Source organism: Olivibacter ginsenosidimutans (assembly GCF_039542865.1).
Lineage (GTDB): Bacteria > Bacteroidota > Bacteroidia > Sphingobacteriales > Sphingobacteriaceae > Olivibacter > Olivibacter ginsenosidimutans.
The window spans coordinates 36,644-50,649 of sequence record NZ_BAABIQ010000002.1 but is presented as its reverse complement, the minus strand read 5'-3'; the positions used below and the strand labels follow the sequence as shown (position 1 = coordinate 50,649).

At 40.5% G+C, this 14,006-nt stretch carries 17 protein-coding genes; 6 read left to right on the top strand and 11 right to left on the bottom strand.

Going from position 1 to position 14,006, the window contains the following annotated elements; genetic code table 11:
* Nucleotides 1-198: a YidH family protein gene (locus ABD930_RS01010; RefSeq protein WP_345229811.1), complete on the top strand. Its 198-nt coding sequence runs from the start codon at nucleotides 1-3 to the stop codon at nucleotides 196-198.
* A gap of 82 nt (nucleotides 199-280) precedes the next feature.
* Here ABD930_RS01010 and ABD930_RS01005 read toward each other — a convergent pair whose 3' ends face one another.
* Nucleotides 281-1,204, bottom strand: coding sequence for a cation diffusion facilitator family transporter (locus ABD930_RS01005; protein WP_345229810.1), 924 nt, complete (start codon nucleotides 1,202-1,204; stop codon nucleotides 281-283).
* Complete coding sequence (locus ABD930_RS01000) at nucleotides 1,180-1,380, bottom strand: head-tail connector protein (protein ID WP_345229809.1); 201 nt, start codon at nucleotides 1,378-1,380, stop codon at nucleotides 1,180-1,182. The genes ABD930_RS01005 and ABD930_RS01000 overlap by 25 nt, the downstream gene beginning before the upstream one ends.
* 220 nt (nucleotides 1,381-1,600) lie before the next feature.
* Between ABD930_RS01000 and ABD930_RS00995 the strand changes: the two genes are divergently transcribed.
* The 4 genes from ABD930_RS00995 to ABD930_RS00980 are packed head-to-tail and all read left to right on the top strand — an operon-like array spanning nucleotide 1,601 to nucleotide 4,374.
* Nucleotides 1,601-2,047 carry a YbhB/YbcL family Raf kinase inhibitor-like protein gene (locus ABD930_RS00995; RefSeq protein WP_345229808.1) on the top strand — a complete coding sequence of 149 codons (447 nt, stop codon included), beginning with the start codon at nucleotides 1,601-1,603 and terminating at the stop codon, nucleotides 2,045-2,047.
* A gap of 15 nt (nucleotides 2,048-2,062) precedes the next feature.
* Nucleotides 2,063-3,055, top strand: a complete 993-nt coding sequence (locus tag ABD930_RS00990) for a glycosyltransferase (RefSeq protein WP_345229807.1) — start codon at nucleotides 2,063-2,065, stop codon at nucleotides 3,053-3,055.
* 20 nt (nucleotides 3,056-3,075) lie between these two features.
* Nucleotides 3,076-3,801 (top strand): SDR family oxidoreductase, encoded by a 726-nt coding sequence (locus ABD930_RS00985; protein ID WP_345229806.1) that lies wholly within the window; start codon nucleotides 3,076-3,078, stop codon nucleotides 3,799-3,801.
* Between the two features lie 48 nt (nucleotides 3,802-3,849).
* Complete coding sequence (locus ABD930_RS00980; RefSeq protein ID WP_345229805.1) at nucleotides 3,850-4,374, top strand: pyridoxamine 5'-phosphate oxidase family protein; 525 nt, start codon at nucleotides 3,850-3,852, stop codon at nucleotides 4,372-4,374.
* 152 nt (nucleotides 4,375-4,526) lie between these two features.
* On the opposite strand, the gene ABD930_RS21810 is transcribed toward ABD930_RS00980, so the two are convergent.
* From ABD930_RS21810 to ABD930_RS00940, 9 genes are all read right to left on the bottom strand, one after another.
* Entirely contained in the window at nucleotides 4,527-4,715 is a 189-nt protein-coding gene (locus ABD930_RS21810) for a TPM domain-containing protein (RefSeq protein WP_425571087.1), read from the bottom strand.
* A gap of 179 nt (nucleotides 4,716-4,894) precedes the next feature.
* Nucleotides 4,895-5,149, bottom strand: a complete 255-nt coding sequence (locus ABD930_RS00975; RefSeq protein WP_345229804.1) for a hypothetical protein — start codon at nucleotides 5,147-5,149, stop codon at nucleotides 4,895-4,897.
* 11 nt (nucleotides 5,150-5,160) lie between these two features.
* On the bottom strand, nucleotides 5,161-6,162 hold the full coding sequence (locus tag ABD930_RS00970; RefSeq protein ID WP_345229803.1) for an SPFH domain-containing protein: 1,002 nt from the start codon (nucleotides 6,160-6,162) through the stop codon (nucleotides 5,161-5,163).
* Nucleotides 6,163-6,173: 11 nt separating this feature from the next.
* Complete coding sequence (locus tag ABD930_RS00965) at nucleotides 6,174-7,520, bottom strand: hypothetical protein (RefSeq protein WP_345229802.1); 1,347 nt, start codon at nucleotides 7,518-7,520, stop codon at nucleotides 6,174-6,176.
* Between the two features lie 78 nt (nucleotides 7,521-7,598).
* Nucleotides 7,599-8,738 (bottom strand): PepSY-associated TM helix domain-containing protein, encoded by a 1,140-nt coding sequence (locus ABD930_RS00960; protein ID WP_345229801.1) that lies wholly within the window; start codon nucleotides 8,736-8,738, stop codon nucleotides 7,599-7,601.
* An 8-nt stretch (nucleotides 8,739-8,746) separates the two neighbouring features.
* Nucleotides 8,747-11,140 (bottom strand): TonB-dependent siderophore receptor, encoded by a 2,394-nt coding sequence (locus ABD930_RS00955; protein WP_345229800.1) that lies wholly within the window; start codon nucleotides 11,138-11,140, stop codon nucleotides 8,747-8,749.
* Entirely contained in the window at nucleotides 11,124-11,405 is a 282-nt protein-coding gene (locus ABD930_RS00950) for a hypothetical protein (protein ID WP_345229799.1), read from the bottom strand. Before ABD930_RS00950 ends, ABD930_RS00955 begins: the two co-directional genes overlap by 17 nt.
* Nucleotides 11,406-11,561: 156 nt before the next feature.
* A complete protein-coding gene (locus tag ABD930_RS00945) occupies nucleotides 11,562-12,506 on the bottom strand; it encodes a FecR family protein (protein ID WP_345229798.1) in 945 nt (314 codons plus the stop codon).
* A gap of 166 nt (nucleotides 12,507-12,672) precedes the next feature.
* A complete protein-coding gene (locus ABD930_RS00940; RefSeq protein WP_345229797.1) occupies nucleotides 12,673-13,197 on the bottom strand; it encodes an RNA polymerase sigma-70 factor in 525 nt (174 codons plus the stop codon).
* A 292-nt stretch (nucleotides 13,198-13,489) separates the two neighbouring features.
* On the opposite strand from ABD930_RS00940, the gene ABD930_RS00935 reads away from it, so the two are divergent.
* Nucleotides 13,490-14,005: a hypothetical protein gene (locus ABD930_RS00935; RefSeq protein ID WP_345229796.1), complete on the top strand. Its 516-nt coding sequence runs from the start codon at nucleotides 13,490-13,492 to the stop codon at nucleotides 14,003-14,005.
* Nucleotide 14,006: the final 1 nt, after the last annotated feature.

Sequence of the window (14,006 nt, the reverse complement as noted above, 5' to 3'; positions counted from 1 at the left end):
ATGTACGACAATCAAGACCGTAAGATAATACCCAATGATCACTTGGCTAATGAGCGCACATTCCTTGCGTGGATCAGAACCAGCTTAACCTTTATGGGACTTGGTTTTGTCGTTGTCAAGTTTTCCTTATTTATTAAACAACTTACCCGTGCTACTATTTGTCTATCTTTTAACTTATCGTTAATTGCTGTTGGGTAGATACAAAACACGTAGGAACACACAATAGCTATGCGATAGCAAAACTCAAGGTATGCTATATATGCTTGGCCTTGGCCAGTACTTAACTGGGCTGGATAAAAACAAAGCGCACCAAAGGAAAAGTAGACTTGATGCTTGCCGTAATCCGATCAATAGCTGCAGTGATTTCTTCCGTATCCAGATTGTCTTCAAAATCTACGACCAGCATTAAAATCACCTCATTGGGTGATTGGTAGGTGGATAACATATTCTTTACGGCTAATGCTGCGTTGTCCTTTAGTACTAGCTGACTTATTTTCTTTTGTGTTTCAATGGCTATTCCTTCTCCCATCAATAAACTCCTGCTTTCTCGGGCCAGAATGAAGGAAGCACCAACAAGCAATAATCCAACGAGTACGGACGCTAGACCGTCCAATTCAGGTATATTCAAGATATGGCTTAAGCCCATTAATAGCATGACAATGAGTAAACCCAATACTGCGGCCCCATCTTCAAAAACCACTAGGAAGCTTGTTGGATCTTTACTATTCACGATGGCATTCCACCAACTCATCTCACCACGGGTTTTATTGAATTCTTTGGCAGCGATAATCAGCGAGCTGCCTTCAAAAATGAGTGACAATAGCAATACCACATAATTCCATAGTGGATTGCCCATATGCAGTGGATGAATGATATGGGTTACGCCTTGATAGATTGATAAAGCTCCACCAAGGGAAAAAATGAGGATAGATACGATAAAGGACCAAAAGTACAGCTCCTTACCATAGCCAAATGGATGATGGCGATCTGCTTTTTTCTTGCTCTGTTTGATTCCATATAAAATAAGTAGTTGATTGCTCGTATCAACAGTCGAATGGATACCTTCTGAAATCATCGATGAACTGTTGGTGAAAAAGCCGGCGATGAATTTCGTTATAGCAATCAATATATTGGCAATCAAAGCACTATATATTGATTTTTGGTTATTGATAGGCTTCATTATCCCTCCATCTCCAGAAACCATTCTTTAGCGCCGTTGATTGCTTTTTTGAAAAGCTTTTCCCCTTCAGGTTCACCCTCATGATATAATTGATTCGCAATTGCTACGGCTTTTTCTTTCACGGCTGGGTCAAGCTCCTGTTCCGGAAAGGGAAAATTATGAATTGTCCATTTTTTATGCTGTTCGGGATAAATTTTCATATGCGTTATCGTCTCGTTGCTGATGCTGGTAAATAGCCTAATATTTTATTGTTTAGTTATAACAGCAGATTTTGGCAAGGGTTTGGTATAGAAGTAAGATAAGATAATCCAATTGACCAATCGGAAAAAACGCTTGGTGTGTAGAAGTATCGGTAGTGAAATAAAGATAAACGAATCATTATTTACCCGAACGCTTATCAGCCATTAAAAAAATAAAAGGATGAAATTGAGAAGCATTTTTGAACAACAAGAAGAAATCCCAATCAAGTACACGTGTTTGGGGCAAAATATCAGTCCACATTTACATATAGAGTCCGTTCCTGAGCAAACCCAAAGTTTCGTTTTATTGATAGAAGATGTCGATGCCGAACCTATACCTTGGCGACATTGGCATGTATTCAATATCCCAGCCAGTACAACAAGTATTCAGGAAGGGCAAGTACCCCAGGGAGGTGTTGAGGGATTATGTAATAACCACACTTTTGGTTACGAAGGTCCCTGCCCTAAATATTTCAAAGGTACCCATCATTATCGGTTCCGTTTATATGCTGTCGATACGCTGTTAGCGCTACCTCCCGCTTCTGAACCGGAAGAGGTATTGCAACAGATGGATGGACATGTATTGGCTGTAGCCGAATTAATGGGGACCTGTACTAGCGATAAATAATAAAGGAGACAAAACATGCAACTAGACACCACAAAACCACTTAGGATATTGACGTGGCATATCCATGGTAGCTACCTATATTACCTCACTCAGACGCCTTGTATCTTTTATTTGCCGGTGAAAACAGACCCATCTGAAGGTTACAATGGTCGAGGAGGTACCTTTCCGTGGGGAGATAATGTTATCGAAGTATCGATAGATGAGATTAAAAATATCGCTTTCGATTGTATACTTTTCCAATCGCATAAGAACTATTTAATAGACCAATATGAAATTTTAACCGAAAAGCAGCGGGAATTACCAAAAATATATCTGGAGCATGATCCTCCCCGTGAGGTACCCACCGATACCCGCCATCCGGTTGATGATCCAAATATGCTATTGGTGCATGTCACCCATTTTAACCGTTTAATGTGGAACAATAACCGTACACCAACAAGGGTCATTGAACATGGCGTAATCTTACCCGAAAAAATATCGTATACAGGTACTAAAGCACGTGGCATTGTGGTAATCAACAACATCGCTAAACGGAGGCGACGGCTTGGTCTCGACATTTTTCAGGAAGTACGTCAAAAGATTCCACTTGATCTAGTGGGTATGAACTCCAAAGAAGTGGGTGGTTTAGGCGAAATTCCTCTCCCCGAGCTTCCAGCATTTTTAACGCAATATCGTTTCTTCTTCAATCCGATCCGTTACACCAGCATGGGCTTAGCCGTTTGTGAGGCTATGCTTGCAGGGATGCCCATTGTCGGTTTAGCAACAACGGAGATGGCCGTTGCCATAGAAAACGGGGTTTCAGGTTATATTCATACGAATGTAGATGACCTTATTTATAAAATGAAACTTTTGCTGAACGATTTATCCCATAGCCAAAAACTTAGTCAAGGGGCCAAAGCTGCTGCCGAACGACAGTTCAACATCCAACGCTTTGTGGCCGATTGGTTGGAGACCTTTCAGCAGGAGACAGCAGGAAATACTTCCCAACAAAGCTTATCTCTATCGTAAACACACATAAAATTATACCTATGGATACATTAAAAGATAAAGTTGTAGTAATAACCGGCGCTGGGCAAGGTTTGGGCGCCGCTATCTGTAAAACACTTTCCGAAGCAGGGGCAATAACTATTTTAACTGATATACAGGTAAAAGGCTTAGAGCAAACCGAAAAAAGTATTTTAGCTAGCGGCTATACCGCTAAAAGCTATGTAATGGATGTAAGTAACGAAGAAAGTGTACGGCATGTTATTGAACAAGTTATTCAACAATTTGGTAAGCTAGATGTTGTCATTAATAATGCAGGTGTTGATTATACCAAGGCTGTAGATGAGTTGAGTCTCGATGAGTGGGACCGCGTGATGAGCGTAAATTTGCGTGGCCCATTCTTGGTTTCAAAAACTGTCTTTCCATATTTAAAAGAGAACAAAAGTGGCCATATCGTCAATATTGTTTCTACGGCAAGTAAACGCGCATGGGCCAATGCATCACCTTACCACGCCAGTAAGTGGGGATTGTTAGGACTAAGTCACGCTTTACATGTTGAAGGACGCCAAGAAAACATTAAAGTAACCGCGGTCATTGCTGGTGGGATGAAAACTCCATTTTTATTGGATCGCTTTCCAGATATTGATACGAACTTATTGCAGGATCCTAAAAATGTTGCCGATACCGTCAAGTATGTACTTCTACAGCCGGATGAAACGGTGATACCCGAAGTTATGGTATTGCCCATGACAGAAACATCTTGGCCTTAGTGGCGCACAAAAACACGTGAATATTGTTATACTATTAAAAAAGATATTATGGATCATTCAAATGAACACCATCAGGACCTACACGGAGAAGAAGCAATTAATAAGGTGAAAGAATTAGTACGTGTTGCAGAAGCTTGTTTTTTTTGCACCGATCTAAATAAGGTAGGTGTACCACTATCTATTAGGCCAATGGCTGTCCAACAAGTAGATGATGAAGGTAATTTGTGGTTTTTAAGTGCAAGCGATAGCCACAAAAATCAAGAGTTAAGTGATGACCCTTTTGTGCACCTCTTGTTTCAAGGTTCTCATTATGCCGACTTCCTAAATATCTATGGCCTTGCAAGTATACAGGAGGATAAAGAAAAGATAAAAGAACTTTGGACACCTTTGGCAAAAACATGGTTTACCGAAGGCGTTGACGATCCACGTATTACGATAATTAAAGTAGAGCCGACAGAAGCCTATTACTGGGATAATAAACATGGCGATGCTGTTGCTTTTGTCAAACAGTCTATTGGTGCTGTACTAGGTAAAACCATTGATGATAGCATTGAGGGAAAATTAGATATCTAACAGAAGCGGTAGTATCGAAAAGCAATATCAAAATAATTAATTCATTTGGCTGCTCGCTTTGATGATGCCTTCCTTGGAACAGGAGTAAAACAAACTACCATCGGCCGCCAGCACCACCACCGCCACTACTGCCGCCGCCGAAACTTCCGCTACTACTCCCTCTGGTATGCTCGTCTATCTTTAGCCACAAATAAAAGTAGACCATTATCATTTGTCTTCTTTCCTAGGCCCCAGGTATTAAAAAGTTCAAGTGCAAATTCGAAGTCATCCTCTCCTTTAAAATCGCTTGCTACCGCGATCGCAACTTCAGCACTGGTTTGCTGCTCAATATTCTTGGCAATCGAATCTAAGGTTGTAACGACATCTCCACTTAAGATACCGTCTGGGTTGCTGACAAAATAGTCTTGCCCTTTTTGTTTTGGACTGGGGATATCCTGAATGCCATATTGCGCAGAAACTGGAACCTTGAGCAGCAGAAAAATAAGGAGCAGGTAAAATCGTCGTCATAGTACAACGGTACTCACTTTTGGTTATCCAATTTTCGTTGGGCAACACCGTCTGTTGTTTGATGATATCCTCTATCTTCTTTTCGAAAGAAGAAAGCTAAGATTAAGGTTAATAAAAAAGCTCCAATAGCCAATACGCACAAGGAAGTTATTGACTTGGTAATGGTCTCCGCCCGCACTACGTCAATACCCCAAATAACTTGTAAAACAATATAAGCCAATATAACAAGTACAATGAAAACCGCTATAATGCCAATTACCTTCTTCATGGCGTGTTTATTTAAAGATTAGCTAATAGTTCCTTTTTCTTTGCCTGAAACTCCTCCTCAGTGATAATACCTTCTGCATGTAGCAATTGCAATTTACGTAATTTTTCGACTACGTCTGCACCATCTTTATTGAGTAGCGCTTCCTTTTCTTCCTGAAATTTTTTGCCTAACTCCAAACCAGCTCCCAATTGCAAACCAGCACCAGCCAGCCCACCCTCATTGCGTGCGGCATCCCGCAGAGCCCGTAATTTTTCCAGATCAACATAATCCAATCCAGCTTGCTTAGCGGCAAAAACATCTGTTGTTACATCTGCTACACGAGCAATACGGGACTGTGTCTTTTCGTCAAACTGCGTTCCGCTAATTTTCAAATCCAAAAGATTCAAGCCAAGCGCTAGAAATTCCTTGTCTAGCTGCTGCTGAATATCCTTCGCCATGTTAGCTAACTGTGCATCAATTTCCTGAAAGGAATAGCTTTTAGATGCTAGATAAGCCGCTATAGCCTCTTGGATGCGGTTACTGATAATGGCTTTCATCTCTACTGTGGTAAACGATGGCTTATTTCCGATCACTTGCTTAAACAGTTTCGACACATCGCTAATGCGGTAGGAAAAATTTCCATTAGCTCCCATGCTGATGGGGATACCATATGTGCCATCCACATATTTTACCGGCGTTGCTGTTCCCCAAGCCTGATTCAATACATCCGCTTTACGGAAAAAATAGACAAATAATTTGTGTTCACTTTCAAAGTTCTTGCGGATGTTCAACAATGTGGTGATAAATGGATGGTTATCCGTTTTCAAATTAAATATGCCTTCCTCTTCAATCACATCTGCTACTTTCCCTTCGTAAACCAGAACGCAGCCTTGGCCTGGTGCTACAATTAATTTGCTGGCATTTTTTACTTCATTCCTAGAGGAGGGAAATCGATACCATAATAGCTCAGGGGCTTGCTGCTCCCATTGTATTACTTGAGCCAACTGATTATTGAAAACATTGAATATACTCATAAATCTATTTTTTAATCCGGTATAGTAAGCGTTTGTTTGACTTTACCATCAGCGCCTAACAGTTCATTGTCTATTCGATATCCGTCGGTCATGATATGGCCTGCCGAAACATATTTTTTATCGGTAGCATATGTCCATATAATGGCTGCCGTTTTAGCATCCAATAATTGCACCGAACAGGTTTCATCTTCTGCAGGTGTAGGTTTAAAAGAAATCAACACATACTTATCGTTGAAATCTAATACTGACGCACTAAAATAAAGGCGGCCAGGTGTAAAATCCTTAAAATCGATAATCCTTGCTCTTTTCTGCTGAAATGAATTAATCAATACCTTTTTGTAAGGGTCGCGTTCTGTAAAAATCCCTGAACCGCCAAAATCTTTTGACCAACGGAAATGGGGCTCATTTTTTGGATAACCCATGGGAGACCGATACCGGTATTGGATTAATTGAAGTTTTTCATCAGGATATTCAAAGCTTTCATCCGAAAATTTAAACGCCGTACGGATCGGCGTATCTTTTGGAATACTAGCTCTTTCGCCTTGAGCACGATACAAAGCATCCTTGTCATAAACCTTACCCGTTATAGGATAATAAAACACTTGCTTACCCTCGTTCGTTAATATGCGGAATCCGTCTCCCTCACTTTCGTACGCAAATTCTATCTTCGCAAAGCCCACATGCAATTCAGGCACCTCGCCTAGTTTTTCTGCCGTTATTTCGGTAATCAATTTATCGTTTCGATTTATTTTGAATAGGCGTTTATTGTCGACAATGAAATATAAATCACCATTTTCAAATTCGCGGAAGCGGGTATTGAGGCTTTCAGATTTTAGGGGTAACTCGCTCTTGGCCAATTCCTTATTTTTGTTTTGCACATCATAGAAAATGGCTAAAACGTTACCATCATCTGATGCACCTCCAAGCAATCGTCTAACCCCCACCAGTACATAGACCAATTTATGGTTAGCATCTTCAAAAAAATAATCTGATTTACTATACCAGTAATACTTCTTTTCCGGTACCTTAGGAACCGTTGGTGCATACGATGTGCTCACATTCGTTTCTATTGGTTTACTGTTGGAACGGCTACCAACCAATGCGCCTACTATGTTGATGATCACAAAAAATAAAAATAGTCCACCAATAATTATCGAAATCGTTTTAATGAGCTTTTTTGTTTCGGGTGCTAACCTTTGGCCGTGCTCGTAACGATAGGTATAATTGATGTTTACATCGTCATTATCTAGAAAATACTCGGTACCACAACTATTACAGCGGTAATAATCGTCCTTTAACTGGGTGTTCTCAATACTACCACAATGCGGACATTTAATTGCCTTTATTCGTTTTGCCATTTATTTGTTAAAGCAGACTAGTTATTTTGTCTAAAAAGACTGTTTTCGACTTACGAAATATGGCAAATATACAATAAATTAACCAAGGCGCTTCCATTTCCGGTTATACCAGATGAGCACACCAGTAACTGGTAGAGAAGCACATATTAAGCAAATGACGAAAGCCAACCATTTGGTAAACACTCCACCAATACGCCCTAAATGGATATTGTAATTATAAAGCAAAATGCGATAAGATAAATCGCTTTTCAGTATTTCCCCAGTGGTTTTGTCCTGTTTATGTAATTCGCGGCCCGAATACTGATCATAAAAATGCAGGTCAGTCGCGTGTGAACTTACGCTATACTTATTTGCTGCTACCACCCAGGTAGCTGTCGGTCCTATCGGAAAGCTTATAAAAAGCTGTTTCCAATTCCGGTTCATGCCGCCCCCCTGTGCCTTCCAAATCCTATCCAATAGCTCGCTCCTATCTAATATGGCAGTACTGCTTGTATCAGAAGTAGGAAACTGAACTTGTACCTGTTCTTTTCCTCCGGAGAACATCCAATAAGAAGCCTTACCCACCCATGGAAAACTAAAATATAATCCCGTAATGGCTAACAAAATAGCAATAAGAAACGAATAAAAACCAGGTACATTATGTAGATCAATCGTTAATCGCTTAAATCTTGCCTTCCATTTGATCAAGAATGATTTCTTTACCGTTCCGCGATTCCATTTCGCTGGATACCACCAAATCAATCCGGTAATTAATGTCACGATAAAAGCAAGCGTACCGTAGCCAACCAACGGTTTGCCTATCGATTCGGGAAGCCACAAACGCACATGTCCGTCTTCCATGAAATGGAAAAAATTCTCCTCGTGATGGTCATCCTCTTCTACATCAACATTCAGTACCTCGGCATTATAGGGGTTCAGGTATACATCCGCATGAGCAGACCCCTGATTTGCCCGAAAACTTATGCGGGCGCTTCGTACCTTTGTTCCATACCAAATACTGGCAACCTTCATCCCTTTTGGAGCGCTACTTTCTGCTTTTTGCAGTAAAGCAGTTGGTGTCATAAAAGCCTTTTCTTCCTGTGGAATGAAAGCATATTTGTGCCCCCACAACGTTATATCTTCCTCAAATACCAAAAGGGCCCCGGTGATACTAACGAGAAACACCACTAGCCCGGAAGCAATTCCGAGCCACAGGTGTATTGTTTTGATGATCTGCATAGGCTGAACTAAAAATGGTAGGTAAGGATAGCCGACACATTTCGTGGATCCGTTTGGTTAATATATAAACTGCGGTAAGCATTGTAACCAATTTCGTCGAATATATTGTTTACAAAAACACGTAGATCCCACCGCTGGTTAAATAAATAACCTGCTTGTGCATTAACCGTTGTGATACTCTTCATATCAAAAGGTTTTTGTCCAGGCTGGATACCATGCTGCTCGTCAACCACTCTCGACCAATCGCTTATCGGCCGCTTCCCTAGATAATAGATACCTGCCCCTACTGAAAGTCCCTCCAGTGTTCCTCTATCAACACGATAATTAAGGTATAGGTTATATGTGTGTTTAGGTGTATTTAGCGGAGCCGAATTGTAGTAATAGGAAGTATGGTCCTTGTATTTAGCATCGATATAAGCATAACCAGCAATAATATCCAATTGCGGTAATAGCCTACCTGTGAGCTCTGCTTCCAAACCTTTACGCTCGTCATTCCCTCCTTTTTCATAGAAAGGTGTCGGAATATTACCTTCATAGATACGCATCGGCAGGTTTCGGTTATTAATTTTATAAAGCGTTAGGTTGAAACGAAGCCTATTATCAAACCATTCCGTTTTTGTCCCTACTTCAAACTGATCATAACGCGAACGGCCAAGTGGTTTACCTTCGCGGTCAATGATTCCTGCCGCATTGATATTGGTATTGCTGGTATAAGACCCAAACACATTGAAGCCCTCCATGGGCGAAACGATCACACCAAGTTGTGGATTCCAGGCATTCCCTCGGGTTGTGCCGTAGTTACCGTTGCTCTCTGTCTCTGACGTGCTATAGCGTAAACCCATAATTGCTTTTACATAAGCGCCGATTGTCACTACATCTTGCGCCATTAAACCGTAGGAATTGATATGGACATCCGATACAGGTGTCCCATTCCAATTAAACCGTGCACTTACCGGCAACGTGTTGGTCAAGGGTTGGTAAACATCCACGGTGTCGATGCGCAGCATATTGTTTTCTGGCAGATAGGTTTTGATGAGCGCGGTTTTATAATCTACGCCTACCTGAAACGTATGTTTGAAAGGCCCAGTCTCTATTTCCGTGCCCACCAAGTCGATTTGAAGTGCGGTATTATTATTTTCTACTGTGGAGCCTATAATGTTGCGGGTGCGGATATTCACTGCCGTATCACGCAATGTTCCCAAATTTACACTTTGACTATTGGTGCGCAGCGTAGAGCCAAAATAGGCTACCCTCAGATTTAACTGATCCGTAAGTTCCCTGTTAAACCGCAAGGCATACGTCAGGTTCTTAGTCGTATAACGATCATTTTCAAAACCTAGATACTGATTGTATGGTAAATTATAAATCGCGTCAGTTCCCAAGTCTCCCAAGTTTACTGTGCCCGCATCCGGCGTACGACTATCATTCAGGTAATCCATTTCCAAAATGAGCTTCGTCTTTTCATCAGGGCGCCAAGCCAGTGAGGGGTTCACATATATTTTCTCACCACTAACCAATGCGCGATAGCTATCACGACGTTCGTACGCACCATTCATACGGAAACCAACCTTTTTATCCTCGCTCAACAAGCCCTGTACATCAAAAGCAGGCCTTACCAAGCCCCAACTACCTACCCGCATGGATACATATCCACTATTTTCGAACTTAGGTGTTTTCGTAACGATATTTACCACACCACCAGAATTACCCACATCGGCTGATAGGCCTTGTGTAATTGCATTTGAACCTTTCAATACCTGTATACTCTCCACCCCTTCCATGTCTGTTATGAATCCTTGTCCTAAACCATCTTCATAAACCCGTACACCATTCTTGAGCGTTGGTATACCCCGGAATCCACGTGAAGCGATACTCTCCTTCGTGTTAGCATAGGTAGAAAAGGTATAGACACCCGGTACATTCTGTACGGCATCCCTAACGGTCAGTGTTCCCTGTTGGTGAATCAATTTATCAGAAATGATGGATATGCTCTGAATTTGATCAGACGGTTTTAATGGCAAACGGGTAATGTCATCCAATTTTTCAGGTTGTTGATTCCGTACGCCAAAAACTTCCGTCTCTTCTAATGCCAGCGACTCTTCGTCAAAGGTAAAATCTAGCGTCACAACCTCATTATTGACAACTTTTACAACCCCTTGCTGTGTTTTTAATCCAATATAGCTGGCCGTTATTGTATGCGTTCCTTCTTCAACATTCTTCAATAAATATCGCCCCTGCTGATCGGTTTGTGTATGTTGTTTTCCACGTATGGCAATGCTCACATAGGCAATCGGCTCCCCGTTTTTATCGTGTACGGCCCCTTGCACAGTACCTTTCTGTACTAATTTAAGCATTACATCACGACCGGTCAGACTTATCTTAAGGTTAGTTTGGTCTGACATTCGTTGTAACAATTGCCGCACATTCGTTTCCTTGGATCCGATATTCACTTTTCGGTAATTCACTGGAAATATCACTATACACAACATTCAAACCCGCTTGTTTCGCTAATGCTGCAATTAACTCTTCAACAGAAGCTGTATTCGCTTTTAAAACAATGCGTTGTGTTGGTTGATCCTGTGCTAATGTGTAAGTAAAGGAATATAAGGTAAGGCTGAGACTTAATGCAAAAGCAAATAATGGGTTTTGAAGTTGAAATAATTTCATTAGTTTTAAGTTCTTAATTAAATCATGAATTGAAAAATTGATGTATTTATCCGTCGGCGTGCTGGAACACGCTGACGGTACTTTTTATGTAACTGAATTGCTTAACAAGCCAATGGCAGGGCTAGCCCTATTTTTTTTCGTCATACCTCTTTTTTATTAATTGATTTTTATTGTTTTTCCCTCTTGCTTAAAGTGCAGGTTGGTTACGCCTTCCATAAGATGCAGTACACGGGATAGCGGAAGGTTATCAAATTTGCCTGTTATCGGTTGTTTCAGGTTTGGATTTCCCTCTATTAAAAACCGAACCCCGTAATGGTTTTCCAATTTTTCTAGCGCTTCCTGCAAGACGGTATGATTAAATTGGATTAAGCCATTGCTCCATCTAGCAATATCAGTTGGAGCAATGCGGTGCATCTCGAACGTACTATCTGCTTTCCAATAGCTCAATTGATCGCCTGGCTGAAGGAGTTGTCGACTAGTACCTCGGCTAAAGCGAATGCTGCCCTCTTCAAGTGCAATCCGCATACGTGTATTATGCTGTCGATTTTCTACATAGAAACGCGTACCCAAAACCTGAATGACCGCCCCATCGGTAATAAGCCGGAAGGGTTGGTTCTTTTTTTGCACAACATGTAAATAGATTTCTCCATCTACCAAATTTAATTCACGCAAAGAGTCGGCAAACGTTTCCGGGTAACGCAATGTGCTTCCCCCAGCAAGCCAAACAGTACTGCTATCCGGCAAAACGAGCTTCAAATTTTTACCCGGTGGTACTTCTTGAGTATGCATTACTACAGGAGCTTTATAGATCTGTATGGTGTGGAAAATACTTTGTATGGCCAGTCCTGTCAATACCAATAGACTGACATACAAACTCCATCTCCACCATCTTAATCTTGCAGAGTACAGGAAAGCTTTTTCGACAAAACTATTCCATAGTGCGCGTTTCTGTTTATCCAACTGGTATTGCGGCAATGGTTCAGCTTCTTGATCAAATAAATTATCCTCCTTATCTAACCACTCCTCCACGATAGCGCGTTCCTCATCTGTGCAGCTTCCATCCGCATATCTTTTTAATAGCTCGGGATCTATTCTATCCATTTCACCTGGTTTTTATCCACCTTTCGCAGCCATGGCTGGGCATGCATTGGCAGGTCAAATCTTCCATCCATTTATGGTATCTAACAGTAAGGAAGCGTTACCCCAGTGAAAAAATAAAAGATTTTATCAAGGCACTGTAAATCAGTTAAAAAAAAATAAAAAAGGTTTAGCGTTGGGCTTCTAATTGTTTTCGAAGGTAACGTAGCGCATTGCTCATGTGATACTCCACTGTACTAATGGATATGCCCATTTGGTTAGAGATGGCTTTATGGCTAAGATTTTGTTTTCTACTCATACAAAAAACCGTACGGCATGGTTCTCGTAGCGAATCAATCAAACGTTCAAGATTTTCGGCGAGTTGTTTATATTGAAATAGGTATTCCGGATTATTCCGATAATCGGGTTGTTCGGGTATATCCTCTATTGGGCATCTTTGTGTAGTGTTCTGATAGTGAAAGTAATTCAGTACTTGGTATTTTGCACAACGAGACAGGTATTTTTCCAAACTTTCTTGATCCGGAAACTCCTTACCCCTCTCCCACAAATCGAGAAAAATATTCTGTGTTAAATCTTTAGAGGTATTCAGATCTTTTGAATAAAATAGACAATGTGCAAACACTCTTTCCCAATAAAACTGGAATAGGCGTTTAAATGACGCTATTTTCTGAAATGTCCACTGGCCTGTCTCCATATCTGGATGATCGTTGTCTTAGCAAATCTAATATTATTTAGATTTATTACAAACAATTAACTAATTTATAACACGCATGATTGTAATTTCGCGTTTCCTGAGAAGTATTATAGCAGATCATATCCTAGATCTACACCGTTAACAATTGTTCATCTTATTACAGAAACAGGCTTAAGCATTTATCATTTTAGGTACCTGTTTAAAACAGTGATCTTTATGAATTACTGTTTTATTTTAAAAAATTATTGTAAAACAATAATTTTCGCTATTATTGCATCATAATTTTTTTACCATGAATCAAACGAGATTAATATCCAAGATACTTTTTTACGTTACCCGCATAGCGGCTATTGCGTATTTAGGCACTGGTATTTACAGTGCTCTCTGCTTAATCAGTGGTTGGAGTATAGCAAGTTATAGCAATAATCAATACCTACGTATTAATTACCCCTTTTCCCAAAAGGCGTTTCTTTTATTGGAAAATAGTTGGTCGTATATGCTCTTTTCCCTTTTATTGCCTATCATGTTGTATGGGATTTTCTTTTGGTTGGCGGCAAATGTGTTTAAAGTGTTTTTCCAAGCAAAATTATTTATATCATCACATGTGCTGCACCTAAAAAGGTTTTATCAATTAAATGTATGGATACCAAGTGTTGCGACCATCGTAGCAAGTTTTTTTGTACCAATCGAAAGCGTTATCTGGGCTTTGGTATCTGTACATTTGATTTTAGGTATATTTAGCTACTTTTTAGCAAGTATTTTTACACAGGGTCTTTATTTACAACGCGAACAAGATTTAATTATATAGC